This window comes from Bacteroides sp. OM05-10AA (genome assembly GCF_003439055.1).
GTDB classification, from domain to species: Bacteria; Bacteroidota; Bacteroidia; order Bacteroidales; family Bacteroidaceae; genus Bacteroides; species Bacteroides intestinigallinarum.
Genome location: NZ_QSUR01000022.1, coordinates 58,998 through 84,748 on the forward strand (window position 1 = coordinate 58,998; position 25,751 = coordinate 84,748).

The 25,751-nt window shown below is 42.5% G+C and carries 20 protein-coding genes and 2 pseudogenes; 6 read left to right on the plus strand and 16 right to left on the minus strand.

Going from position 1 to position 25,751, the window contains the following annotated elements:
• Nucleotides 1-123: 123 nt before the first annotated feature.
• Nucleotides 124-2,430 carry a family 20 glycosylhydrolase gene (locus tag DXB58_RS17195; protein ID WP_122137653.1) on the minus strand — a complete coding sequence of 769 codons (2,307 nt, stop codon included), beginning with the start codon at nt 2,428-2,430 and terminating at the stop codon, nt 124-126.
• A 184-nt stretch (nt 2,431-2,614) separates the two neighbouring features.
• On the opposite strand from DXB58_RS17195, the gene DXB58_RS17200 reads away from it, so the two are divergent.
• Nucleotides 2,615-3,529 (plus strand): cation diffusion facilitator family transporter, encoded by a 915-nt coding sequence (locus DXB58_RS17200; protein WP_008999697.1) that lies wholly within the window; start codon nt 2,615-2,617, stop codon nt 3,527-3,529.
• A gap of 291 nt (nt 3,530-3,820) precedes the next feature.
• On the opposite strand, the gene DXB58_RS17205 is transcribed toward DXB58_RS17200, so the two are convergent.
• The 9 genes and pseudogenes from DXB58_RS17205 to DXB58_RS17240 all read right to left on the minus strand — a co-directional run bounded on the left by DXB58_RS17205 (nt 3,821) and on the right by DXB58_RS17240 (nt 14,158).
• Nucleotides 3,821-6,160 carry a TonB-dependent receptor gene (locus DXB58_RS17205; protein ID WP_122137654.1) on the minus strand — a complete coding sequence of 780 codons (2,340 nt, stop codon included), beginning with the start codon at nt 6,158-6,160 and terminating at the stop codon, nt 3,821-3,823.
• Nucleotides 6,161-6,273: 113 nt separating this feature from the next.
• Nucleotides 6,274-6,591 (minus strand): hypothetical protein, encoded by a 318-nt coding sequence (locus tag DXB58_RS17210; protein ID WP_004303740.1) that lies wholly within the window; start codon nt 6,589-6,591, stop codon nt 6,274-6,276.
• A gap of 149 nt (nt 6,592-6,740) precedes the next feature.
• Nucleotides 6,741-8,060, minus strand: a pseudogene (locus tag DXB58_RS28460) (TonB-dependent receptor plug domain-containing protein); the annotation flags it as partial.
• A gap of 345 nt (nt 8,061-8,405) precedes the next feature.
• Nucleotides 8,406-9,068 (minus strand): annotated as a pseudogene (locus tag DXB58_RS28465) (carboxypeptidase-like regulatory domain-containing protein); the annotation flags it as partial.
• Between the two features lie 84 nt (nt 9,069-9,152).
• Nucleotides 9,153-9,533 carry a hypothetical protein gene (locus DXB58_RS17220; protein ID WP_004317845.1) on the minus strand — a complete coding sequence of 127 codons (381 nt, stop codon included), beginning with the start codon at nt 9,531-9,533 and terminating at the stop codon, nt 9,153-9,155.
• A gap of 46 nt (nt 9,534-9,579) precedes the next feature.
• Nucleotides 9,580-11,178 (minus strand): aspartate:alanine exchanger family transporter, encoded by a 1,599-nt coding sequence (locus tag DXB58_RS17225; protein WP_074559947.1) that lies wholly within the window; start codon nt 11,176-11,178, stop codon nt 9,580-9,582.
• Between the two features lie 47 nt (nt 11,179-11,225).
• Nucleotides 11,226-12,128, minus strand: a complete 903-nt coding sequence (locus tag DXB58_RS17230; protein WP_122137656.1) for a cation diffusion facilitator family transporter — start codon at nt 12,126-12,128, stop codon at nt 11,226-11,228.
• A gap of 274 nt (nt 12,129-12,402) precedes the next feature.
• Entirely contained in the window at nt 12,403-13,071 is a 669-nt protein-coding gene (locus tag DXB58_RS17235) for a bifunctional 4-hydroxy-2-oxoglutarate aldolase/2-dehydro-3-deoxy-phosphogluconate aldolase (protein ID WP_122137657.1), read from the minus strand.
• A 61-nt stretch (nt 13,072-13,132) separates the two neighbouring features.
• A complete protein-coding gene (locus tag DXB58_RS17240; RefSeq protein ID WP_007752090.1) occupies nt 13,133-14,158 on the minus strand; it encodes a sugar kinase in 1,026 nt (341 codons plus the stop codon).
• Between the two features lie 253 nt (nt 14,159-14,411).
• On the opposite strand from DXB58_RS17240, the gene DXB58_RS17245 reads away from it, so the two are divergent.
• Together DXB58_RS17245 and DXB58_RS17250 are read left to right on the plus strand one after the other, a co-directional pair.
• A complete protein-coding gene (locus tag DXB58_RS17245) occupies nt 14,412-15,476 on the plus strand; it encodes a LacI family DNA-binding transcriptional regulator (RefSeq protein ID WP_004308063.1) in 1,065 nt (354 codons plus the stop codon).
• A 30-nt stretch (nt 15,477-15,506) separates the two neighbouring features.
• Nucleotides 15,507-16,997 (plus strand): UxaA family hydrolase, encoded by a 1,491-nt coding sequence (locus tag DXB58_RS17250; RefSeq protein ID WP_117935793.1) that lies wholly within the window; start codon nt 15,507-15,509, stop codon nt 16,995-16,997.
• Between the two features lie 116 nt (nt 16,998-17,113).
• Here DXB58_RS17250 and DXB58_RS17255 read toward each other — a convergent pair whose 3' ends face one another.
• From DXB58_RS17255 to DXB58_RS17270, 4 genes are read right to left on the minus strand one after another with little or no spacing between them, the layout of a single operon-like run.
• Nucleotides 17,114-18,718, minus strand: coding sequence for an MFS transporter (locus tag DXB58_RS17255; protein WP_199487976.1), 1,605 nt, complete (start codon nt 18,716-18,718; stop codon nt 17,114-17,116).
• Nucleotides 18,715-19,785: an HlyD family secretion protein gene (locus DXB58_RS17260; protein ID WP_122137658.1), complete on the minus strand. Its 1,071-nt coding sequence runs from the start codon at nt 19,783-19,785 to the stop codon at nt 18,715-18,717. Before DXB58_RS17260 ends, DXB58_RS17255 begins: the two co-directional genes overlap by 4 nt.
• 14 nt (nt 19,786-19,799) lie before the next feature.
• Complete coding sequence (locus DXB58_RS17265; RefSeq protein ID WP_122137659.1) at nt 19,800-21,119, minus strand: TolC family protein; 1,320 nt, start codon at nt 21,117-21,119, stop codon at nt 19,800-19,802.
• Nucleotides 21,100-21,540: a MarR family winged helix-turn-helix transcriptional regulator gene (locus DXB58_RS17270; RefSeq protein ID WP_074638476.1), complete on the minus strand. Its 441-nt coding sequence runs from the start codon at nt 21,538-21,540 to the stop codon at nt 21,100-21,102. Before DXB58_RS17270 ends, DXB58_RS17265 begins: the two co-directional genes overlap by 20 nt.
• 253 nt (nt 21,541-21,793) lie before the next feature.
• On the opposite strand from DXB58_RS17270, the gene DXB58_RS17275 reads away from it, so the two are divergent.
• The 3 genes from DXB58_RS17275 to creD are packed head-to-tail and all read left to right on the plus strand — an operon-like array spanning nt 21,794 to nt 24,069.
• A complete protein-coding gene (locus tag DXB58_RS17275) occupies nt 21,794-22,393 on the plus strand; it encodes a hypothetical protein (RefSeq protein ID WP_074638475.1) in 600 nt (199 codons plus the stop codon).
• Nucleotides 22,394-22,690 (plus strand): transcriptional regulator, encoded by a 297-nt coding sequence (locus DXB58_RS17280; protein WP_004313179.1) that lies wholly within the window; start codon nt 22,394-22,396, stop codon nt 22,688-22,690. It begins immediately after the preceding gene.
• Between the two features lie 26 nt (nt 22,691-22,716).
• Nucleotides 22,717-24,069, plus strand: coding sequence for a cell envelope integrity protein CreD (gene creD, locus DXB58_RS17285; RefSeq protein WP_122137660.1), 1,353 nt, complete (start codon nt 22,717-22,719; stop codon nt 24,067-24,069).
• 418 nt (nt 24,070-24,487) lie between these two features.
• Here the strand turns inward: creD and DXB58_RS17290 are convergent, their stop codons facing one another.
• Together DXB58_RS17290 and DXB58_RS17295 are read right to left on the minus strand one after the other, a co-directional pair.
• Entirely contained in the window at nt 24,488-25,009 is a 522-nt protein-coding gene (locus DXB58_RS17290; RefSeq protein ID WP_122137661.1) for a DinB family protein, read from the minus strand.
• Between the two features lie 61 nt (nt 25,010-25,070).
• Nucleotides 25,071-25,751: an RNA polymerase sigma factor gene (locus tag DXB58_RS17295; protein WP_122137662.1), complete on the minus strand. Its 681-nt coding sequence runs from the start codon at nt 25,749-25,751 to the stop codon at nt 25,071-25,073.

Here is a 25,751-nt window from a genome sequence, read left to right on the forward strand (position 1 = left end):
GCATAAGTTTTCAATTATTTTCTGCAAAGGTACAGCTCGCCGGCAAGACGGACAATACCTAAAAATAATGAAATTTGCTATTCAGACTATAACGAATAAGTAATGATTGAAACAACAGAATAGTTATTCATGTTTCAGCCACGTATTTGGCAATACTTCTTTTTCACCTTTTTCATTCACCAGTTCCATCTGCAATACGCCTCCGTTACAATCGAAGTAACGTACCTCTATCGGATGAAGCCCGGCTTTCAAAGCCTTCTGCACAATAATCTCTACCGGCGAATGTGCTCCATCATTATCTCCCAACAATTCACCGTCAAGCATTAATGTGCTACCGTCGTCCGAGAGAAGGGCAAATGTATAGATACCATCGGCAGGAACTTCCAGATAGCCGGTCAATACCAGACCGATATTTCCTTTCACCTCTTCGGGAATGGATACCGATTCCACCACATACTCCCCTTTGACAGGAGCTGCATCCATATCCGCACAAAGATTACCACGGAAATCGTGCCATACTGCTTTCAAGCCGGGCTGCAAAGCAGCCGGAGCAGTCACCGCCTCCGCATAAGGAGCCTTTACATACTTGGTACGCACCACATCCGAAGGAGAGCCATCCGGACGGAAAGTGCGGAAAGCGAAATCCGTAGTCTTCCCAACTTCCAAAGCACCGTTATAAAGAGCTGATTCTTTGGTAGGCATACTGCCGTCTGTCGTATACCGTATTTCAGTACCGGGTAACGGACAAGTCAATTCCACAGTTGTTTCATCAATAAATGCATTTACTTTATAGAATCCCTGCAAGTCAGGCACCCTATAATTTACCCTCATTACATCCATCCGCTTAAATTGCGGAACAAGCTGACGATAGAATTCTTCGAGACCCGGTTTAGCTGTCGGCTCCGCCCAAGCTATTTCACTCAACGCTATCATACGGGGAACAATCAAATATTCAATGCGCTTCATTGTCGGAATCCATTCAGCCCAGAGATTCGCCTGCACACCCCAGATATATTTCTTCTGTTCCGGCGATAACCGCTCGTCTGCACACGGATCATACGCAAGTATTTTCTTTACTGAATTCTGATCCTGCGCATAATCGAAATAGAAATATTCATTCGGACAAGCAATCACTTTCTGCTTTTGTGCAGTTGCCGTAGGCAATGCATCTTTCGCCCAACTTCTCCACCATGTAATGGCAGCATCGGAAGATAATCCGTCGGATACCACTTCATCCCAGCCTATGAGTTTCTTTCCATTGGCAAGGAAGAATTTCTCCATGTCACGTACAAACCATGCCTGAAGTTCTTCTACCGAACCCAGTTTCTCCGTACGAATCCGTTTCTGACAAAGAGGACATTTCTTCCAGTTGGCTTTTTCCACTTCATCACCACCCATGTGCACATATTCATAAGGGAAAAGTTCAAAAACTTCTTTGAACACATTCTGACAGAACTCCAGCGTTGTATCTTTGCCCGGACAGATAGGAGAAGAGAAAGTTTCCCCCCACCCGATTAATCCATCGCACGCCAATTCCGGATATTGACCGATAGCTGCCAGGAAATGTCCCGGCATATCAATCTCGGGAATGACATCAATGCCTCTTTGCGTAGCATAGGCTACTATTTCTTTTATATCATCATGAGTGTAATAACCTCCATACAGCGTATCTCCTTCCACAATGCGTATCTTATCTTCCGGAATCAGGAAATCGGTATTATCTTCTTCTTTCGCACGTGCCATACAGGTACGATCCTGCGTATTGAATTTACGCCAGGCCCCTTTTTCTGTAAGCAACGGGTATTTCTCGATCTCTATACGCCAACCCTGATCGTCGGACAGATGCCAGTGGAACTTATTAAGTTTATACAAAGACATCAGATCTAATACATGCTTCACTTCTTTTTTATTCCAGAAATGGCGGGAAGCATCCAACATAAATCCACGCCATTCAAACCGTGGCGCATCTTCTATTTGCACGACAGGGATAGAATAATTCTGTTTCTCTCCCTGCACTTCTATCGTTGCTGGAAGCAACTGGCGAATAGTAGTAATAGCAGAAATAATACCTGAATAGTCAGTTGCCTCTACCCGAATATACTCCGGCGTAGACTCAAGTTTATAAGAGCCGGGCTTTCCAACAGTATCCTTCAACTGAAAATACATATCTACCTGACTCTTATCAGTAGTGACTTCAACAGAAGACGATATGACATTCCGAAGAATTTCCTGCAGGTATCCGGCAGCCGGAAACAACGACTGATCGGAAACTCCGATCTTCATGCCATCTTTTAAAACAAACGAGCCCGACTGCTCGGTCAGACTAACGGGGGTAGGCAAGATTGCAATTTCTTGCTTGACGGTAGACGTACAAGAAGAAAAAACACAAGCTGACACAATGAGTAAAGAGCTACTTAATTTTTTGAACATGCGGTTAACTATTTAATAAATTAATTGTCCTGTTTTTAATTGACCATCTATATATAATACAACTAAAACGCATAAACTACTAAAAAGGCGAAAAAAGTTTTTTGCGACTTCATATCACAAACTCCTATTAATGTTTATCTTTGCTCCCCAATCCCATTACAAACAACTATAAAGAGTCACTTCAATGTCAAGAGAGAAAATACTAATCACAACCTCATGGATCAGCACAATTGGCAATGCAATCCTGTCCGCATCCAAAATCATAATCGGTTTATTTGCCGGTAGTTTAGCCGTAGTCGGCGACGGTATCGACTCGGCAACCGACGTCGTGATCTCTATCGTTATGATTTTTACGGCACGCCTCATCAACCGCCCTCCTTCAAAGAAATATGTATTCGGATATGAGAAAGCGGAAGGGATCGCAACAAAGATTCTATCACTCGTGATATTTTATGCCGGCGTACAAATGTTGCTATCATCCACTAAAAGCATCTTTTCAGATGAAGTGAAAGAGATACCATCGGCTATCGCCATCTATGTCACTATATTTTCTATTATCGGTAAACTCCTACTGGCTTCATACCAGTACAAACAGGGAAAGAAGATCAACAGCTCCATGCTGACGGCCAATGCCATCAATATGCGTAATGATGTTGTTATCTCAACAGGGGTCTTATTAGGATTGATATTTACTTTCATCTTCAAATTACCGATACTCGATTCGATAACAGGATTGATAATCAGTCTCTTTATTATCAAATCTTCCATCAGTATTTTCATAGATTCGAATGTGGAGCTAATGGACGGAGTGAAAGATGTCAATGTATACAACAAGATATTCGAGGCTGTAGAGAAAGTGCCCGGTGCCAGTAATCCGCATCGTGTCAGATCACGAATGATAGGAAATCTCTATATGATTACCCTTGATATAGAAGTGAATCCGGAAATCACAATCACACAAGCTCATGAGATTGCCGATTCGGTGGAGAAAAGCATTATCAATTCGATAGATAACGTATATGACATTCTGGTACATGTGGAACCCGCAGGTAAATGTCAGACAGGAGAAAAATTCGGGGTCGATAAAGATATGGTTTGATCCATCTCTACACAGAGTTTTTCTCACTTTCCTCTATCACCTATCACCTGCACTTCTAAAAGCCTTTATTCATGGCACTTTTAGGGATGGTGACAGGTTGTTTGTAACCTATCACCACATCTATCACCTATCACCGCCCGATCAATCAATGATTAATAAGGAGAAAAGTATGAATCTCTATACGGCATATTAGTTTCACCCGCTTGAAACTGTTAGTTTCACACAGGGAAACTAATGGTTTCAACGCAGGAAACAAAAAGTTCCAAGCCATGAAACACTTTTTCCAACCGATTAATAACTAATCTTCACCCCGGCAAAGAAACTTCTCGGCAAAGAAGGGCCGTAAATATAACCGGAATCCCGGTTAGCTCCTCTGTCAAAGTCCTTCTGATAAGACTCAAAAATATTCTGAACTCCGCCGTTTAATTGCAAATCAACCGTTTTGTATAACTTGAAGTCATAAGCCAGTTTCACTCCCAAATCAAAGAAACGAGGTGTTCTGATTGCTTCCGCTTTTCTTTCAGGCATTTCACCCAGTTCGGCATTCTCGGCGGTGATATCCATACGTTGCACCAACATCCTGCCGGTATAGGTTCCTGACAGAGCGATAGATAAAGGTTTGATGGGGGTATAAGTGGCAGTGAAATAACCGTATGTATCGGGAGTACGGAAAATCTTCTTTTCTGCCGGTGCATCGTCATGCCACTTATGCGGTTCATCGTACCGGCTACGTTGTAAAGTTAATCCCGCTTGTATTTGCAGGATAGAAAGATAAGCCACTTTACCTTCCAGTGTCAATCCCATCACTTTAGCACCGGGGCCATTGCTACGTGTTTTCACTAATATACCATCACCACGGTCGTAAGGTTCGCCCAATACGAAAACATCGGTCAGTCTTGTATAAAAACCCTCAATCAACAAATTCGTCTGGAATGCTCCGAAACGATGATACATATCTGCCGAAGCACTGAAACTTTGGGATTTCTCTTCTTTCAAATCCTTTGCACGCTCGATCATAGCCACTGTTCCGCCCACATTTTCAATATGCATATCCTCATCAAAAGCCTGCGGAGCACGAAATCCGGAAGAATAGCTTAAACGCAGGTTAATATTCTGTGTCGGGTTAAAACGCAAGTTGGCACGGGGACTAAAGATCACATTATCCACCATATTATGCTTATCCAGACGACCACCAATCAGAATCCCCCAACGGTCGTTCTTCCATTCGTTCTGCAGAAAAGCACTGTAAATATTCACCGTCTGATCCGTGTGACGGTTATATCCCCACATATTATCTTTTAGGCGGTCACGGTTATATTCAAGCCCTGCCGTGAGATCAGAAGGCATAAAAAAGCACTTGTCAAACGTATGTACGTATTGTGCGCCACCCATAGCGGTTAAATCCGTTGTCTTTCCATAGGCTTTCAGAGGATCGTTACCCGGTCCGTAATAACTGTCCCGGTCTGTATTGGCAGCCGATGCAAAGACACTTAGACGGTTCTTTTCATCCGGAGAGAAATAATCGAATTTCAAACTTCCACCATCAATAGAATGTTGCAACTGCTCCGCAATATGCGCTTCGTGAGGAGGACGGTTCAACATATCCCCTCCACGACGAAATTCCTGCATGTGGTGATATTCAAAGGTCAGTTTGGAATAAGTACTTGTTTTCAGATAAGAGCGGAAACCCACTGTCTGATTCTTCAATTTGGGCAGTTCGGTAAATCCGTCTCCGTCATAATCATATCCCGACCGATAACGGTTCTGACCAAAGATATACAATCCGGCACGATGATCGTCCGTCACCAATGAAGCATTCAGTGAGGTGTTGTTATCGAATGAGGAGCTTCCTCCTAAAGAAGTTATGGTGTGTGACAGCTGACCGGAATTGCGCAAAGGCTCTTTGGTGATTATATTAATGGTTCCTGCAATAGCCGAAGAGCCGAACAAGGCAGAGCCTCCCCCACGCATCACTTCTACACGTTCAATCATGCTGGCAGGAATCTGTTCCAGTCCATACACTCCGGAAAGGGCACTGAATACGGGACGCGAATCTATCAGAATTTGCGTATATGGTCCGTCCAGACCATTGATACGGACTTGCTGGAAGCCACAATTCTGGCAATTTGTCTCCACACGCACTCCGGGCTGGAAGTTCAGTCCTTGTGATAAAGTGGAAGAGTTAGTGGTTTCAAAGAGTTTCAGGTCGACGACATTCACCAAAGTAGGAGCCATACGACGTGTCGTTTCACTCCGGTTGGCGGAAACTACTACTCCGTCGAGAGCAATCGCATCCTCTTCTATTTCAAAATCTTCTTCCAGTGTCTTTCCTTTTTTCAGAGTTACGTTGCGGGTCACTGTCTTGTAGCCTACTGAACTAACTTCCAGTATAAAATTTCCTTCCGGCAAATTCTTCAAAAAATAATGTCCGGTAGCATCAGTCACGGTTCCTATGGTCGTTCCTTTCAGTGCAATGGTGATGTACGGAAGGTGTTCTTTCGTTTCTCTATCCAGTACATGACCTATTATATTCGCATCGGATTTCTTCAGTTCAGGGTAGTCCGGACGTTCAGCCAATGCGTATGACAAGACACAGCACAGGCCGACCAGGACTAAAAGATATTTCTTCATTGTCGTTAGTCTTTTAATGTTTTAATTCGAAAAATAATAATAAAGGGAAAGGGAAGCAGCGATCGTTAATCGTTGATCCTAATACATAAATACTGTTCCCCCAAAAAGATAGACTAAGCGACAGGAGGTGCTCTAAGAGATATTACGCCCGGACAAGAACGGTGAAATTGCTCTATTTGCGGGCGGACAAACAGGATGCATAATAGAGATAAAGCAGCAACAGAGAATGTTGGTATCAAACCGCTGTCGGTCACCAACACATGACTCAAGAGATGAATTAGTTGGAATTCAACCGTCGTATGGCTATGTTCGCTGCCTTTTTTAAATGGATGTGAATGGACAATTGTAACCCCGTTGACCACATGGGAGTGAGTAAACAAAGTGATTCCTGCCATGTACGAGATAAACAGTACAGGCAGAAACCACTTCATTATATGTAGGTACAATTGTTTCATTCGGTCATCATGCACATTTATTCTGTGCACCTAAGTCAAGGTTTAGTTTGTTTTTTTGCAAAGATAAGGATTATCTCCATGCAAAACAATCCCTATTTATGACGATTTTAAATCTTAATCGAATTTTAATAACTTATCTTCACTCCGGCAAAGAAACTTCTTGGCAATGACGGACCATAGATATAACCGGAGTCACGGTCAGCCCCTTTGTCGAAGTCGTTCTGGTAGGCATTGAAAATATTCTGTACGCCGGCATTCACCTGCAAGTTCATCGACTTGTAAAGTTTGAAATCATAGGCAGCCTTCAAACCGATATCGAAGAAGTCCTTCGTATTCACCGTTATCGGTTTTTCAAGGAATCCCGGAACCGGTTCGTGGGGAACCAGCATCGAACCGGTATATGTACCGGAAAGAGCGATAGATAATGGTTTTATCGGGGTATAGGTTGCTGTAAAATAACCATAAGTATTCGGTGTACGCATCATTTTCTTCACAGCCGGAGCGTCTGGGTTCCATACGTGCGGTTCGCTGTAATGGCTCTGCTGCAAAGTGACTCCTGCCTGAAGCTGGAATTTAGTCAGATATGCCATCTTTCCTTCCAAAGTCAGTCCCATCACACGGGCTCCCGGTGCATTGTAGCGTGTACGTGTCAGGATTCCATCCACTACCTCTCCGTCGGTAAGAGCAAATACATCTGATAATTTTGTATAAAATCCTTCTACCAGGAAGTTAATCTGAAACGCACCAAAACGATGATAAATATCTGCCGAGGCACTCAAGCTCTGTGATCTTTCTTCTTTCAGATTATCGGCCAGTTCAACCATCGCCACATTACCGCCCACATTCTCCACATGCAAATCTTCGTCGAAAGCCTGCGGAGCACGGAAACCGGATGAGTAACTGAAACGAAGATTGATGTTTTCTGTCGGGTTATACCGCAGATTGGCACGCGGACTGAATATCACATGGTCAATCAGGTTATGTTTATCCAAACGACCGCCAATCAGAAATCCCCAATGCTCATTCTTCCATTCATTCTGGAAGAAAGCACTACCGATATTCACTTTTTGGTCTACCGTACGGTTATACCCCCACATATTGTCTTCCAGTTTATCTTGATTGAATTCTATTCCGGCAGTCAGGTCAGCAGGCATGAAGATACATTTTCCGAAACTATAGACATATTGCGATCCAGCTATCCAATTTAAGTCAGTGGTATTTCCGTAAGCATCTAACGGATCTCTATCACCCGGTCCATAATAGCTGTCACGATTGATATGCTGCGCTGATGCAAACACATTGAAACGATGTTTCTCGTTAGGTGAGAAATAGTCAAATTTCAGTCCTCCACCATTGATCGAGTGTTCGGTCTGTTCCGCCACATTCGCTTCGTGAGGCGGACGGTTCAACAAGTCTCCTCCCCTACGGAATTCTTCCATGTGGTGATATTCAAAAGTTAGTTTCGAATATGTCGTTGTTTTCAGGAATGAACGGAAACCGATGGTCTGGCCGTGTATCTTGGGGATTTCAGAATATCCGTCACTATCATGGTCATACGCAGAACGATGGCGATTCTGACCGAAGATATACAAACCGGCACGCTGGTCGTCCGTCACAAGTGATGCATTCAGTGCTGTACTGTTGTCAAAAGCATCGCCATCACCAATACCTGTAATGGTATGCGACAACATACCGGAATTGCGCATCGGTTCTTTGGTAATGATATTGATTGTTCCGGCAATAGCAGACGAGCCGAACAAAGCCGATCCGCCTCCACGCATCACTTCCACACGTTCTATCATGCTGGCAGGAATCTGCTCGATGCCATACACACCGGACAGTGCACTAAAGATGGGACGGGAATCGAGCAGGATTTGCGTATAAGGACCATCCAGTCCATTGATGCGCACTTGCTGGAAGCCGCAATTCTGACAATTAGACTCTACACGGACACCCGGCTGAAAGCTCAATCCTTGTGCCAAAGTCGTAGAATTGGTATTCTCAAAGATTTTCAGATCCACCACATTCACCAGCGTCGGAGCCAGACGACGGGTAGTCTCGTTACGATTGGCAGATACTACTACGCCATCCAAGGCAACTGCATCTTCTTCTATCTCGAAATCTTCTTCCAATGTGCGCCCTTTCTTCAGCGTCACATTCCGTCTGACGGTTTTATACCCCACCGAACTAACTTCGAGCACAAAATTGCCTTCGGGAAGATTCTTCAAGAAATAATGCCCGGTAGCATCGGTTACCGTTCCGATGGTCGTACCTTTCAAGGCGACTGTTATATAGGGCAAGTGTTCTTTGGTGTTTTTATCAAGAATATGGCCAACGATATTGGCGTCTGACTTACGTAATTCAGGATGATTAGGATATTCATGAGCTTGTCCTTCAAGGGCAGGCAACAATGTGCAGCACAGGCAGACAAGCGAAAAGATGTATTTCTTCATTTTTCGTTTGTTATTCGTTTTCGATAAGTATTCACATGGATAGACAGATAATGCCCTACCTCATGCAAGGTACGGTATCATCATTCAAAGAATGGAGAAACGAATAGCCGGAGGTGCTCTAAGTCCCACTACCCCATGATACGGACAGTGATAGTGAGCATACGGCGAACGGCCGAGCAACAAATACAATAAGAAAGGAATAAAAAGGGAAAGAGCAAAAACTACGGCTGCACCGTCTGCCGTTAAATGAGACAGAAAATGAATCAGTAGCAGTTCGACTGTAGAGTGTTTATGTGCCGCCCCTTTCTTAAACGGGTGTGAATGGACGATTGTCACGCCATTGACCACATGCACGTGGGCAAAGAATGTGAAGCTTACCAGATACGACACAAACAGTATCGGTAAGAAGTAGCGTGTAATATTCAATAACAATCGTTTCACCTCGTTTTTTCTTTGAGGCGGCAAAGATACGAACTATTTATTTAACAATCAATGAATCTACAAAATTCTGTTAATATACCGCCGAAGCTATGATTTGAATAAATAGAATCAGGAATACCATGGCAATCGGATAAACAGTTGCGTAAGCTACGCTCGGTATGTTACTGTCCACCATTGAATCGGCAGCAGCAAGTCCTGGAGTACTCGTCATACCTCCCGTTATCGTTCCCAGCAAATCGAGCAGACTGATTTTAAATACCAGACGTCCGACAATAGCGGCAACAAGCATCGGTACCAATGTGATGGCAGCTCCTACTCCGAACATCAGCAATCCGCTTTCCTGGAAAGTGGCTACCAGATTCTTACCGGCAGAAGTTCCCACTTCGGCTAGAAAAAGAAGCAGACCTAACTGGCGCAACAACTGATTGGCAGGTCCGGACATAGACCAGATGATGGGGCCTGTCTTACCAATCGCACTCAACACAAGGGCTACCATCAATACTCCGCCGGTCAGTCCCGGAGAGAATGACAGACTATCAGAGAAAGATATATTTATTTTGCCGAACAGCACTCCCAGTACAATACCCATTGCAATGGGAAAGAAATCCGTATCAGACAGTTTCTTCGCATTGTTACCCAACAGGCGGGCTACTCCTTTAAGTCCTTCTTTCTCACCGACAACCATCAATTTATCGCCAAACTTCAAAGCGAGATCGGGAGATGGAGACAAATCAATACCGCTTCGACGGACACGGGTCACTGTACAACCAAAGTTTTTCTGTAAGTTCAAATCACCCAGTTGTTTATTTATCATGTCCTTTTTGGTCAACAGTAAAGATTCTATTTCCTGCGTTTTATCCAAAGGCAGTTCGCCTTCTTCTCTCTTACCGATCAACACAGCAAGCTGATTCAATGATTCTTCACTACCTACGGCTTGTATATAGTCTCCTTCACGCAGCACTGTATGGGCTGTAGGAATAGATATTTCATCATTGTGTTTCAGACGGGAAATAACAGCACCCGTCATACCGCGTGCATTAATTTGCATCAGGTTACGGTCGAACACATGCGAATTGGTGACACGGTAGATGCAAGTAGTCAGTTCTGGGAATTGTCCGCGACGTTCTATCTCCAGGCGACGGGCTTCTTTATCCAAATCTACCCGCATAATTTTAGGTAACAGTTTGACAAACAGAATCACGCCGATCACTCCAAACGGATATGCGATACCGTAAGCAATGGATGCCAAAGGAGAATTGGTACTGTCGATAGCAACCGCCAGACCCGGCGTACTGGTCAACGCACCGGCAATCAGACCAACAATACTCGGTGTATCAATATCAAATGCGTACTTCAACCCGACTGCGGTCAGGCAGGCGGAACAAATAATAAGCATAGTAATGAGAATGAGCGTCTTTCCTTTACTGCGGAAAGAATCGAAGAATCCGGGCCCTGCCTGAATACCGATAGTAAAAATGAAGAGCACCAAACCGAAGTTTCCTAATTCTTTAGGAATGATAACACCAAAATGCCCGAAAAGAAGGGCAATGAAAATAACTGCCGACACATCGAGAGATAATCCTCTGATTTTTATTCTTCCCAGCATAAACCCTAATGCGACAATCAGGAAAAGGGAAAAATAAGAGGAATGCAATAAGTCAGTAAACATAAAAATAAAGGTTAGTTAGTTTAAGGGCGCGAAGGTACGGATTTTATTTAATCCTCACAACATTCATTGTTGCAAGTGATTCTTTCGTTTTCGAACTCTAAAGTGGCATGATGTATGCCTGCTTCTTCAAGTGCTTCCTTGATGTGGTGTTTCACCTCTTCCAACTGTGTGATATTATCAATGACAATATGGGCGGTTAAAGCAGTTTCCGTTGTGCTCAACGCCCAGATATGTAGATGATGGCAATTCTCCACACCAGGCTGTTCCATGATAAGTTGCTGTATCTTTTGAGCATCTATCCCCACCGGCACTCCATCCAATGATAACCGGAGACTATCATGAAGCAATCCCCAGGTAGAGACAATAATAATAACAGCAATGCCAAGTCCGATAATCGGGTCAATGATGCTCCATCCTGTATACTTAATAATAATACCGGAAGCAACTACACCGACAGATACCAGTGTATCTGCTGCCATGTGCAAGTAGGCTCCCTTCACATTCAGATCCTTATCTTTATCTTTCATGAAAAGCCATGCAGTAAGCGCATTAATGACCACTCCCACCCCAGCTGTCCATGCGATAGCGGAACCATCAACCGAAACCGGATGAAATAATTTGTCTATGCTCTCGGCAATAATAATGCCAACAGCAACCAACAGTATAACTGCATTTAATAAAGAAACAAGTATCGTACTCTTCTTATATCCATACGTGTAACGACTATTAGGGTGAACTTTCTCCAACCGGAAGGCCAACATGGCAAGTACCAGACTGGCTACATCACCCAAATTATGCCCGGCATCGGAAAATAACCCCAAAGAATTATAATAAAATCCTACTCCGAATTCTACTATGACAAAAGTTATATTCAGAGCGATGCCTATGATAAAAGCTTTATTGAGCGATGTCAACCGATGACTATGTTCGTGGTGATGATGAGGTTCCATATTATATATTGTTATTATATCTAATATACAAAAAACATCTTACCAGAAAATTAGTTCATCCCTTTCCACTTTTGGCAGTATTAACGGTTTCTCAAAAAAAACAAGCCATCGAAATGAGTCACTCATTCCGATGGCCTATCCCCTTTAAACACCTTTAAACAAAATGATAATATGCCTCATATACTAACTAAACTAACTAACCCTCGAGGCATATTTTAAAAGAGGCTGTCGCATCAACCTCTTTTTATTATAGATAAGCTTTCGCTCTCTAATCTTATTTACGAGCTTCGGCAATATAACCGAGAGCTTCTTTACATTTGGCAGTTACATAAGCCCAGTCTTCTGCTGCCACCTTATCTTTCGGGAACAGTTTAGAGCCCATACCTACACAGAATACACCGGCTTTGATCCATGCAGTCAGGTTTTCCTTAGTAGGTTCTACCCCACCTGTTACCATCAGCTTAGACCATGGCATCGGAGCCATCAAGCCTTTTACAAAGTTAGTTCCATAAACATCACCCGGGAATACTTTGCAAAGATCGCAACCTACTTCCTGTGCAAAACCAACTTCCGATACAGAACCGCATCCCGGAGTGTAAGCAACCGAACGACGGTTACACACCTTAGCTATTTCAGGGTTGAACAACGGACCTACTACGAAGTTAGCACCCAGTTGCAAGTACATAGCAGCAGTAGCCGGATCAACAATAGAACCGATACCAATTGCCATTTCAGGACATTCTTTTGCTGCGAACTTAACGATTTCAGCAAATACTTCCTGTGCAAAGTCACCACGGTTTGTGAATTCGAAAGCACGAACACCACCGTCATAACAAGCCTTTACTACTTTCTTTGCAACTTCTGCGTCTTTGTGATAGAATACAGGAACCATTCCTGTAGAGCCGATCTTATTTAATACGGCTATTTTATCGAATTTTGCCATCTTATTATTTACTATTTTAAAATGAATTGACTTTATAAACTTTCAACTCTCTATTACCTATTTATCTCTGTACGCGACCGCTTGCGTCACCACCAGCCAATGCTTCTACTTCTTCTACAGAAACAAGGTTGAAGTCACCATTGATAGTATGTTTCAAAGCAGATGCAGCAACTGCAAATTCAAGAGCAGCACCCTGATTAGGTTTAGTCATCAAACCATGGATAATACCACCGGAGAAAGAGTCACCACCACCTACACGGTCGATGATCGGATCGATATCATAACGTTTTGAAGTATAGAATTCTTCACCGTTGTAGATCATAGCTTTCCAGCCGTTGTGAGTAGCAGAGAAAGATTCGCGCAAAGTAGAAACTACATATTTGAATCCGAATTCTTTCATCATTTGCTGGAAGATACCTTTGTAACCTTCAGCATCTGTGTGACCAGCTTCAACGTCAGCGTCCGGTTTGAAGCCCAGACAAAGTTCTGCATCTTCTTCGTTACCGATACATACGTCTACAAACTGCATCAACGGTTTCATAATAGACTGTGCTTTTTCTTTAGTCCACAGTTTCTTACGGAAATTCAAGTCAACAGAAACAGTTACACCGTGACGTTTTGCAGCTTCACAAGCCAGACGAGTCAACTCGGCAGCCTTGTCAGAAATAGCCGGAGTGATACCAGACCAGTGGAACCAGTCAGCACCTTCCATGATTGCATCAAAGTCGAAATCAGCAGCGTCAGCTTCAGCAATAGCAGAGTGAGCACGGTCATAAATAACCTTGCTAGGACGCATAGAAGCACCTGTTTCCAAGTAGTAGATACCTACACGGTCGCCACCACGAGCAATAAAGTCTGTCTTTACGCCATATTTACGCAATGCGTTAACAGCAGACTGTCCAATTTCGTGTTTCGGTAATTTGGTTACGAAATAAGCGTCATGTCCGTAGTTGGCACAGCTTACTGCAACGTTAGCTTCACCACCACCATATACTACATCAAAAGAATCAGATTGAACAAAACGAGTATTACCCGGAGTTGATAATCTAAGCATGATTTCGCCTAATGTAACGACTTTCTTTCCCATAATCTTATGTTTTAAATTCTAAGTTATTAATATTATGAACTTTCAATTTATCATTTCAGCCCTATTTTAGGGGTTAACACATTGATTATATGACCATTAATCTATAAAATGACTAACATTACATACCTTTCGTGTGCGGGCACAAAGATACAACAATTTTCGTAATTACAAAAATTGTTATATATTTGTATCGAAAATATTAAGATTATTATTGTGTGCGAGCACAAAAACCTATATAAATAAAGGTTATCGTATGAATAAATTGCCCGAAAGGATCAGAATCAAAGACATCGCCCGTCTAGCAGATGTATCAGTGGGAACAGTAGACCGCGTTATTCACGGACGTAGCGGAGTATCGGAGGCCAGTAAGAAACGCGTAGAAGAAATTCTGAAGCAGCTTGACTACCAGCCCAATATGTACGCCAGCGCTCTGGCTTCCAACAAGAAGTATACGTTTATCTGCCTTTTGCCAGAGCATCTGGAAGGCGAATACTGGACGGCTGTAGAAATCGGTATTCATGAAGCTATCGCGACCTATTCGGATTTCAATACTTCGGTGAAAATCAACTATTACGATCCATACGATTATCATTCATTCGTCAACGCCAGCGAAGCCATCCTGGCCCTGCAGCCGGACGGAGTGATGGTAGCTCCTACCGCTCCGCAATATACGAAAGGATTCACCGATCAGTTGCAGGCACTGGATATACCTTATATATATATAGACTCCAATATTAAAGAGGTTCCTCCCCTCGCCTTCTTTGGTCAGAACTCACGTCAAAGCGGATATTTCGCTGCTCGAATGATGATGTTACTGGCACGGGAGGAAAAGGAAATTGTGATTTTCCGCAAAATACATGAAGGAATTGTAGGATCTAATCAGCAGGAGAACAGAGAAATCGGTTTTAGGCAGTACATGAAAGAACATCATCCGTCTTGTACTATACTGGAACTTGACTTGCATGCCGAACGCAACGACGAAGATAACGAGATGCTGGACGAATTCTTCCGCACTTATCCGATGGTTAAGAACGGAATCACTTTCAACTCTAAAGCCTACATCGTTGGCGAGTACCTGCAAAGCCGTGGAAAGAAAGACTTCAATCTGATAGGCTATGACCTTCTGGAACGGAATGTCACCTGCCTGAAAGAAGGAAGTATCTCCTTCCTCATCGCCCAGCAGCCGGAACTGCAAGGAGCCAATGGCATCAAAGCTCTATGCGATCATCTTATTTTCAAGAAAGAAGTGACTCGTATCAACTATATGCCCATTGATCTGTTAACAGTAGAGACAATAGACTATTACCATAGCAAATAACAACAAAGTACAACTTTACAAGTACATTACATGGAAACAAAGTATTTAAGAATTAATCCTGCCGACAACGTTGCCGTTGCCATTGTTAACCTCCCGGCAGGAGAGCATCTTTCTATAGATGGCATTGAGATTACATTGAACGAGGATATTCCTGCCGGACATAAATTCGCACTAAAGAATTTTGCGGAAGGTGAAAATGTAATCAAGTACGGTTACCCGATCGGACATGCACGAATGGCAAAGAAACAGGGTGACTGGATGAACGAAACAAACATCAAAACCAACCTTGCCGGATTGTTGGACTACACGTACAACCCGATTCAGGTTTCTTTAGATATTCCTCATAAAGATCTTACTTTCAAAGGTTACCGTCGCAAAAACGGTGATGTAGGTGTAAGAAACGAGATATGGATTATCCCGACTGTAGGTTGCGTAAACGGTATCATCGGACAACTGGCCGAGGGACTGCGTCGCGAAACCGAAGGTAAGGGAGTGGACGCCATCGTCGCTTTCCCACACAACTACGGTTGCTCGCAACTTGGTGACGACCACGAGAATACGAAAAAGATTCTTCGTGACATGGTGCTCCATCCCAATGCAGGTGCTGTATTGGTAGTAGGCTTGGGATGTGAGAATAACCAGCCGGATATATTCCGTGAATTCCTGGGCGAGTTCGATGAAGACCGCGTCAAATTTATGGTTACCCAAAAGGTAGGTGACGAATATGAAGAAGGAATGGAAATCCTGCGTGATTTATATGCAAAAGCCTCTAAAGACGAACGTACCGATGTACCTTTGTCCGAACTTCGTGTGGGATTAAAATGCGGTGGTTCTGACGGTTTCTCCGGCATTACGGCCAACCCATTGTTGGGCATGTTCTCCGATTTCCTGATTGCACAGGGAGGTACAAGCGTATTGACTGAAGTTCCGGAAATGTTCGGTGCAGAAACGATCCTGATGAACCGTTGTAAAAACGAAGAGCTGTTTGAACAGACTGTCCATCTGATTAATGACTTCAAAGAATACTTCCTGTCACATGGAGAGCCTGTCGGTGAAAATCCTTCTCCGGGCAACAAAGCCGGTGGTATCTCTACTCTGGAAGAAAAAGCACTGGGATGTACCCAGAAATGTGGAAAAAGCTATGTATCCGGTGTAATGCCTTACGGCGAACGTTTACAGAAAAAAGGACTCAACCTGCTTTCTGCTCCGGGCAATGACCTGGTTGCAGCCACTACTCTTGCAGCAAGTGGATGCCACATGGTACTTTTCACCACCGGACGCGGTACTCCTTTCGGCACTTTTGTTCCGACCATGAAGATTTCCACTAATTCAACCCTGGCTAAAAACAAACCGGGATGGATTGACTTCAACGCTGGTGTGATTGTAGAAAACGAACCGATGGAAAAGACTTGTGAACGCTTCATTGACTATATCATCAAAGTGGCAAGCGGTGAATTCGTAAACAACGAAAAGAAAGGCTATCGCGAAATTGCTATCTTTAAAACAGGGGTAACCTTGTAAACAGGTCGCTATCTGATACTACCAATATATCGAAGATAAAAGATACATTGTTAAAACGATAGAGTTGCTATCCTCCACTCAATGATAAATTGAACGGGATAGCAACTCTTTTTTTGTTATACCATATCATCGCCTGTTTTCTTAAACGTAACGCGGATTGTTTTATGGAAAGGAATAAAACGAGAAATCACAGCTATGACAACAGATATAACCAACAAATAACCCAGAATCTCTTTCAGTGCCAGCAACAGGCTTTGTTGTTGTAGTGTATTATATAAGGAGTTGGTTGCCAACTGCGCAGCCTCATCATACGGATGTCCCTGTGTCATCGCACTGTTCAGCGACTGGCTATAGCGTGCTGACGACAATGGATTAGCAGCAGTTATAGTCTCCGACAAAGAATACATATATTTTTGTTGCAGTCGGTACAGTACATTACTATAAAAAGAAGTCGCCATGATAGGTGCCAGCACGGAACGGAAAATAATCAGGAAGAAAGCATTCGACAATAAATATTTCGGATTCAAGTCTTCCACGGCAAACAGGGCAAAAGCAATAATCAAAGTCAACATACCCAAACCACGAAAGAAGATAGGCAGGTAGAGCATCTCATACGTACTATCCGGAGAAATGCCAAAATACAAAATGGCAAAGAAAATCACAAAGCAACTCATTCCTCCCGCTATCAGAAAACGGAAACGCCACCGTTGCCAGCGAAACCACCAAAAACAAATAAAGGCGCCGACTACATATCCCGGAAGCAAATAAATATAAAGAGAATAGGTATGCGTAGTATCTACTTTTAGAATAACAGTCAGATAGTTAGTCAGCAAAGTGGTTGATGTACTGAAAAACATCACGAGCATCATATAAAAATAGCCCACAATTGCTTTGGGTTGGAATAAAGGAGCCAGACTTACATAAGGATTCTCCGAACGGCTCTGATACCAGATGAACAGCGCAATCAGCATAGGTGCTATTACAATATAAATACATATCTTGCCGGAAGCCATCCAATCGAGCACTTTGCCATAATTGATAACGTACATCAACATCAGTAACCCGGCTGAAATAACAAACATCTCACGGATATGCAGATCAGACCATGCGACAGCTTTTATGGGACGGTTATGCCGGAAACAGATGATAACAAACAGAATGGAAATCAAGATCAATACCATCATAAAGTAGTACATATACTTCCAGTTATAATGATACGCCAGTAAAGCCGTTACCAGCATTGAAGCTTGTCCCCCACCGTAAACCAACGGATAAAAATAAGAATAGAACTCGCTACGCACATTCTTCGGACTGAAAATCTTCTGGGCATAACGAATAAACCACAACATAAGAAACCCTTTCAAGAAACCGACAGCAAAACTACAAACAATCAAAATATCTGCGTTTTGCGTACGTGCACAAACCCAGCTCAAGAAGAATTGCAGTACTAAATCAATCAATAACAGAGATTTCACGGAAAAGGCTGCCAACACTTTAGGAATAATCGGGTATGCAATAGCCATACCCGCCGAAGCAGCGTAATACCCCATCGTAATATCTTCCGAATTAGTACCCAGCGTGTTCGACACTTCCAGCATACTGCCTGTATACGAGCCATTGAGCATAGTGACCGGAAGAATCACGATAAAAATGCTGATAAGCCCAAGCCAATCGGGCACCCATTGACGAACAGGTGCCTCCAATTCCTTCATGGTAATCATCTGCGTAAAGCTTCTGTTTCCACCATCATCCCGGCTCTCAACTGTGCCATTTCTTCCGGAGAAACATCTTCCAAGTCGATACGCACAGGGATTCGCTGCTGCACCTTTACAAAATTGCCGGCAGAATTATCTGTAGGAACCAAGGAATATTTAGACCCGGTTGCCTCGGAAATTGCAGTGACTTCCCCGTGAAAAATCTTTCCGGGCACTGCGTCTACTTTAATACGCACCTGCTGGCCAATATAGATATTAGCAATCTGCGTTTCTTTATAATTAGCGGTAATCCACTTGTCCTTGTTACGCACCAGATATGAAATAGTCTGTCCGGTCTGCACATATTGACCGGGTTCAAGCGTACGCCTACCCATATATCCATCATAAGGAGCAGTGAGAACCGTATAAGACAGATTCAGCTTAGCCAAATCCAGGTCTGCTTCTTTACGCAAAATGGCAGCCTCCGTACCGGTTGTTTTCTTACTTGTCTCCGCATATTGTGATAATGCCGCCTGTTTCTGCGCAACCAATGCCTGATAACGTGCCTTTGCTGCCTCATAAGCAGCTTTCGCTTGCTCATACTGCTGTTCCGGAACAGATTCTTCTTTCAACAAACGTTCAAAACGATGATAATCCTGTTCCAATTGCCAGAGTTTCGCTTTCGCTTCAGCGATGTTGGCATCCTGCACGGCAATATTCGTATGGGAAGTTTCAATACCCGAATGAAGAACATCCTGCGAACCATGTGCATCCAACAATGCAGCTTCCGCTTCCTTTACCTTAATCTGATATTCACGATTGTCAAGTACCAGCAGAGTATCTCCCTGATGGACATATTGATGTTCCTTAAAACGGACCTCCTTGATATAACCCGAAGCCCGGACATTCAAAGGAGCTACATATTGATCTACAAAAGCATCATTAGTCACTTCGTAGTTCACATAACGCCAGAAGTAATTAGCAGTCCACCAAAGTCCGGAGACAGCCAAACAGACACATACTAAATTTAAAACGATATTACGAACTCTTACTTTTTTCAGTTTCTTCTGTTTTTCTTTCCATTCAATTGCCATATCTGTTCTGTTTATTAAAGACGTCCACAAGCCTTCTGAAGTTGATAATAAGTATAAATCACACGAGTGCGTGCAGTGACCAACTGCAATTCCACATTCAAACGGACGGAATTCGCATCAAGTAAATCAGTCAGGATAGCCAGTTGATTCAGATAACGATTCTGCATAATACGGTAATTTTCTTCCGCTTGCCGGACAGACAGTTTTAGAGCCTCTACCCTCTGCAACGCTTCCCTGTGGCGTAAAAATGCCGAACGTACATCCATGCGGATTCCCTGCATTTTCTGTTCTTCTTCATTCTTCCGCAAAGACACCATCAGTTTACTCTCTTTTACTTTATGATTGTTCTTGTACAGTGAAGATAAAGGATAGGAAACCGATACGCCCACATTCCAGTTATTGTTATACATATCCGCCAATGTACGTGAAACGGGACGTGCCAATGTATTCGATGCATATAGCGACACACTGGGAAGAGATAAGGATTGGGCAGAACGGATTTCATTCCTTGCCAATTCTGTCTGTGCGCGAAGTAGCCTCATCGCCGGATCATTTTCATACGCCTGAACAATATAGTCATCATAGGACTGCAAAGCAACTGCCTGATAGAGAATGGTTGTATCCGGTTGTAATAACAAGTTCTCATCCTGCCCCAACAAGATATTGAGTTGCTGCGATACAAGCGCAATGCTATTTTCCGCTTCCTCCAAAGACAGTCGGTCATTAGTCAGCTGCATTTCGCTCCGCAATACATCATTATTGGTAATCAGCCCCTCTTTTTTCATTCGCCGGATATCGCATAACCGGAGTTCCGACTCTTCAATATTCCGTGTCAGTATCTCATGCTGCTTAAACAGACTAAACAAGTTCATATACTGATTGAGTAACCGTAACTTTATTTCCGCCTCATCGGTCAACGTTTGTAGTTCGGCAACTTGCTTTTCTATATCCGCTTTATGAATGGCACTTCGGATTTTACCACCCTGATAGAGAGGCTGTGCCAGATCAATCGCATAATTTTGTGACCAGTCCGGTGCTTCCGGGTATGAAGGATCGGATAATCCCCGTTCCCAAACAACAGGCTGCCCTACAAATCCCCCTTTCAGTCCGATCTGCAGTTCCGGTAACTGTGCAGACCGTGCGGTCCGTATCCGCTCCTGCGCCATAGATTCTTTCATTACATCCGCCTGAAGTTGCAGACTATGCTGTACTCCCCGTTCAAAAAGCTGATCGATAGTGAGAAACAAAGAATCTGTTTGTGCATTTATGGATTGAGCAGCCAAAAACAGGCTAGATAAAACCGCCCCATACTTCTTATACATTTTCAAGTACATCGTATACACTCTTTAATTCAGACAACATAGTTTCAATGCTCTCTATACCAACAATCTTTTCTGCGTATACATAGACCTGATCGAGAATCGGACGAATCTGTTCTTTAAATTCTTCCCCTTCGGGAGTCAGGAACACCAGTTTATTACGACGGTCGGCAGGATCTTCTTTCCGGTGAACATACCCTTTCTTTTCCAGATTATTCATCAAATTGGTGAGACATGCCTTATCTTTTGCAATGCGTTCCGCCAATATTTGCTGACTAATTCCCTGCTCATGCCATAAACTACTTAATACCTGAAGCATCTCAAACGTAATACCCGCATTATTTTTTCTCAATGTCCGTTGCATAGACCGGCGGAAAGCCATACGGGTACGAACAATCTGCAACATGAGTTCTCTAAACTCTGCTCCTTCTCTCATTTTCTATACTCTTTTTACCTGTTTCGTTTCGGCGGCAAAGTTAGGTATTTCCTCCGAATTAGTCAAACGTTTGACTAATTTCATTTTCAAACCCTCTTTACATAATTTCTGACCATTCGTTCATTCACTCATTAAACAACTGTATATTAACACCTTATCATACCATTCAAATATTTACCATTAAAATATTCAGGCAAAAAGTTTGTTCATCTGAAATCTTTTATTTTACTTTGCACCACAAAGTACTTTTTATATGAATAAAGATAAAGCATTAGAATCGGTAAATGAGATAAAAGAGTTGATGGAAAAGTCCTCCAAGTTTATCTCTCTAAGTGGTCTCGCTGCAATCATGGCGGGCATTTACGCATTAGCTGGCGCATACATCGCCACACAAGTTATTACCCCGGGCACACATTTAATTGTTGCTCTCGAACTAATGGCTATTATAGCCTCGCTCGTATTGGTAGCAGCTGCGGTCACCGCCTGCATCCTGTCCTATTATAAATCCAAGAAGACAGGACAGAAATTTTTCAGCCGCCTCACCTACCGGGCATTGTGGAACTTTTCTCTTCCGATGCTGACCGGAGGTGTTTTATGCATCTCCATCATGATGCATGAGTATTATGACATCCTGGCTTCCGTCATGCTTTTATTTTACGGACTGGCACTGGTCAACGTATCCAAGTTCACTTACTCCAGTATCGTATGGTTAGGATATGCTTTCATTTGCCTGGGAGTCGTAGATTGTTTTTGGGAAGGTCATTCACTACTGTTCTGGACCATCGGTTTCGGCGGTTTCCATATTCTTTATGGCATATTGTTCTATTTACACTACGAAAGAAAAAGATCATAAATGATAGAAGCATTCCAATATATTAATAAAGCATTCGAAAGCAAGGTCCGGCTCGGTATCATGGCTATTCTGATGGTAAATGAGGAAGCCGACTTCAATTTTCTGAAAGAGCAGCTCTCTCTGACAGACGGCAATCTTGCCAGCCATACCCGTGCCCTGGAAGAACTGGGATATATCGTATGCAACAAAAGTTTTGTCGGACGAAAGCCACGAACTGTTTTTCAAGCAACCCCGCAAGGCAGAGAAGCTTTCAAATCTCATATTGAAGCTTTAGAGAAATTTCTAAAATCAAAATAAATAATTCATCAAAACACTACTGGCTTATGGACGGTTTCAATGAAAATTCAAATGAGCAACAGGCGCAGCAACCTATGGGATGCCTCCACCGTTTCTCCAAAACAATCAAGGTTGTCATCATCGGGTTATTAATTCTTCTCCTGATGATACCGATGTTCATGATTGAAAATCTTATTTCCGAACGGGGACGAACCCAGGAAGAAGCTATCGACGAGGTAAGTGAAAAATGGAGTCTGGCACAGACCATCACGGGCCCCTACCTAAATCTCCAGTATCCGGTCGTCATTGAAAATAACGGCGAGAAGAAGGTTTCTACCAAAGACCTGATACTTTTTCCCGATGAGCTTATGGTCAGCGGGCAACTAAAAACTGAAATTCTGAAAAGAAGTATCTACGAGGTCAATGTATATCAATCGGAACTGACATTGAAAGGATCATTCAGTTCGGAAGAATTGAAAAAGAGCAGAATAGATATGGAACAGTTGCAGTTTGACAGGGCGGCTATTTGCCTGAACCTGACCGATATGCGGGGTATCAGCGAACAAATCAGCATCACTTTGGGAGATTCTGTTTATATATTCGAACCGGGTATGGACAACAGAGGAATAGATAACACCGGAGTCCATGCAATCGCAAACTTATCGGAGTTGAAACAGAATAAAAAACTACCTTATGAAATAAAAATCAAACTGAAAGGTTCGCAGTCACTCAACTTTATTCCATTGGGTAAAACAACCCGTGTAGATCTGAAAGCCAACTGGAATACGCCTAGCTTTACCGGTAACTATCTACCCAATAACCGCAACATTACAGAGAAAGAATTCTCTGCACAATGGCAGGTTTTAAATTTGAACCGGAATTATTCACAAGTGATGGTTGACTACAACAACTCGAACATCAAGGACATTGAGAACTCCAGTTTCGGTGTTAACTTCAAAATCCCGGTGGAACAGTACCAACAGTCCATGCGTTCTGCAAAATATGCAATCCTGATTATCTTACTGACTTTCGGAGTGATTTTCTTCACCGAAATTATGAATAAGACCCGTATTCATGCCTTGCAGTATTTATTGGTAGGACTGGCACTCTGTCTATTCTACAGTTTGCTCCTCTCCTTCTCCGAACACATCGGATTCAACCCTGCCTATTTATTATCTTCTGCACTGACCATTGCACTGGTAGGCGGATATATGCTCGGAATCACCAGGAGAAAGAAACCGTCATTAATCATGTCCGGATTGTTGGGTATACTCTATATCTATATATTTGTTCTTATCCAACTAGAGACTTTCGCATTATTGGCAGGCAGCTTAGGACTGTTTATTATACTGGCAATAGTGATGTATTTCTCAAAGAAAATAGACTGGTTCAATGAATAACCGGCTTTTCTTCTGAAACACTTGACAAACGGCTTTTTATTTTGTATCTTTGAGAAAACAAAATCTATAAACGACATGATTATAACAAGAAAAATAGATACATAAAAAGCTTTTAAACTGATCTTATTTAGGATCAATACAGATATATCATAGGGCAATGATTTGGCGATCATTGCCCTATTTTGTTTGTATTTATACACATTTCTTTTTCTATAATCTCCCCAAACGACTAAAATAGTTTTTAATAAACTCTGATACCGTTTATAATAAACTACCCTAAAGTTTATTATAAACCAAAATTGCGTTTATTAAGAATGTCTTCTTCGAATGTAAAAATAGAGAAATGCACTTTCATACAATAAAAGGATATAAATAAACCGTTCATTCATACAGTAACATAAACGAACAAAGCTCTTTTTTATTTCATCCAAACGATTGGATACCCCAAGTCTCTTTTGATAGCTTCCATTTCTGCACTGTGCCACATTTCATGTTTAAAGCTCCACGACAATGCCTCATATTTAATTTCTGCAACAGGATGTTTAAACGGGAGGGGTTGCAAACACTCTGCCAAAACATCATCATTCAATGTTCCCAGATTCTCGATACAGATCTGATGAACGATTTCCATTTGTTCTCTCAATTCAGCAACCGGAATCAAATCTTTCTCTATGGAACGATGCAATGTCCCCATGCCATTAAATATTCTATTATATTTTTGGATAGGCACCCACTTTCCTACCCTTTCATTCACACCGGTAACAGCTGTCAACGTATGGAAATTCTGCGAAACAAGCAGATGCCCCACTTGCCAGATAAAGTTAGAATCTGTTCCTTCAGGAATAACATACCACAAATCTTCCGGCAATTCAGACATCAAACGATTCACAAATATGCGAGCTTCTATAATCTGCTCCTTCAAAAAATCAATTTTACTCATAACTATATGTTTTTAAATTATACATATAGTTAGTGGAAAAGTAAATGAGCTTTGTGACAACTTACTGCAAAAATTTCTCCCAATAATTTTTCCTTGGAAGTTCTTTTTCAAACTTCTTATATAAATCGGCAAGCCTCATCATTCGTTGTACTGTTGCATATTCTTTATCCATATCAATAGAATATACCGGTTTACAAATGCGGCATTTACAAGCACCATCGGGATTATACAACGGACAAGTATCATTCATAAAAGCAGTGATTTTCTGAATGGAACGATTATAAATTTGCCGCACATTACTTTCTTTCAGTTCCATGATTTCGCTAATCTGCCGATAAGGCAACCCGACATTTTCTCTAAAGATAAAAATCAGACGGGCATCATTATTCAAACAATGATTCAAAGCCGTGATACACCAGTCACATCTTTCTTTTATCCACTCCCGCTTCGCTTCTTCCCCACCCGAGTATTCGATTTCCGGCAACGAACGGAAATATTCAAATTCCGACATTCTCACCTGCCGTTCACATTCCGCATACCTGCTTATAGTGCGACGAGCGATAGTATATATCCACGTAGAAAATTCCGAATCGCCTTTAAAGCTACTGATACTTTTGCAAAGTTCATACCACACTTCCTGCGCTGCTTCGCAAGCGATTTCTTTATTCTGAATCATCCGGTGAGCAATCGTGGAAATCATATTTCCATATTTTTTCACCAAATGATTGATATCCATTTCCAT

Excerpts from the sequence above, each read along its gene's own strand:
- DXB58_RS17255 (WP_199487976.1), bottom strand. The coding sequence starts at position 18,718 with ATGATTACCATGAAGGAATTGGAGGCACCTGTTCGTCAATGGGTGCCC.
- DXB58_RS17225 (WP_074559947.1), bottom strand. The coding sequence starts at position 11,178 with ATGTTTACTGACTTATTGCATTCCTCTTATTTTTCCCTTTTCCTGATT.
- DXB58_RS17205 (WP_122137654.1), bottom strand. The coding sequence starts at position 6,160 with ATGAAGAAATATCTTTTAGTCCTGGTCGGCCTGTGCTGTGTCTTGTCA.
- DXB58_RS17200 (WP_008999697.1), top strand. The coding sequence starts at position 2,615 with ATGTCAAGAGAGAAAATACTAATCACAACCTCATGGATCAGCACAATT.
- DXB58_RS17260 (WP_122137658.1), bottom strand. The coding sequence starts at position 19,785 with ATGGCAATTGAATGGAAAGAAAAACAGAAGAAACTGAAAAAAGTAAGA.
- DXB58_RS17265 (WP_122137659.1), bottom strand. The coding sequence starts at position 21,119 with ATGTACTTGAAAATGTATAAGAAGTATGGGGCGGTTTTATCTAGCCTG.
- DXB58_RS17270 (WP_074638476.1), bottom strand. The coding sequence starts at position 21,540 with ATGAGAGAAGGAGCAGAGTTTAGAGAACTCATGTTGCAGATTGTTCGT.
- creD (WP_122137660.1), top strand. The coding sequence starts at position 22,717 with ATGGACGGTTTCAATGAAAATTCAAATGAGCAACAGGCGCAGCAACCT.
- DXB58_RS17230 (WP_122137656.1), bottom strand. The coding sequence starts at position 12,128 with ATGGAACCTCATCATCACCACGAACATAGTCATCGGTTGACATCGCTC.
- DXB58_RS17240 (WP_007752090.1), bottom strand. The coding sequence starts at position 14,158 with ATGGGAAAGAAAGTCGTTACATTAGGCGAAATCATGCTTAGATTATCA.
- DXB58_RS17290 (WP_122137661.1), bottom strand. The coding sequence starts at position 25,009 with ATGAGTAAAATTGATTTTTTGAAGGAGCAGATTATAGAAGCTCGCATA.
- DXB58_RS17250 (WP_117935793.1), top strand. The coding sequence starts at position 15,507 with ATGGAAACAAAGTATTTAAGAATTAATCCTGCCGACAACGTTGCCGTT.
- DXB58_RS17195 (WP_122137653.1), bottom strand. The coding sequence starts at position 2,430 with ATGTTCAAAAAATTAAGTAGCTCTTTACTCATTGTGTCAGCTTGTGTT.
- DXB58_RS17210 (WP_004303740.1), bottom strand. The coding sequence starts at position 6,591 with ATGAAGTGGTTTCTGCCTGTACTGTTTATCTCGTACATGGCAGGAATC.
- DXB58_RS17275 (WP_074638475.1), top strand. The coding sequence starts at position 21,794 with ATGAATAAAGATAAAGCATTAGAATCGGTAAATGAGATAAAAGAGTTG.
- DXB58_RS17245 (WP_004308063.1), top strand. The coding sequence starts at position 14,412 with ATGAATAAATTGCCCGAAAGGATCAGAATCAAAGACATCGCCCGTCTA.
- DXB58_RS17295 (WP_122137662.1), bottom strand. The coding sequence starts at position 25,751 with ATGGAAATGGATATCAATCATTTGGTGAAAAAATATGGAAATATGATT.
- DXB58_RS17280 (WP_004313179.1), top strand. The coding sequence starts at position 22,394 with ATGATAGAAGCATTCCAATATATTAATAAAGCATTCGAAAGCAAGGTC.
- DXB58_RS17235 (WP_122137657.1), bottom strand. The coding sequence starts at position 13,071 with ATGGCAAAATTCGATAAAATAGCCGTATTAAATAAGATCGGCTCTACA.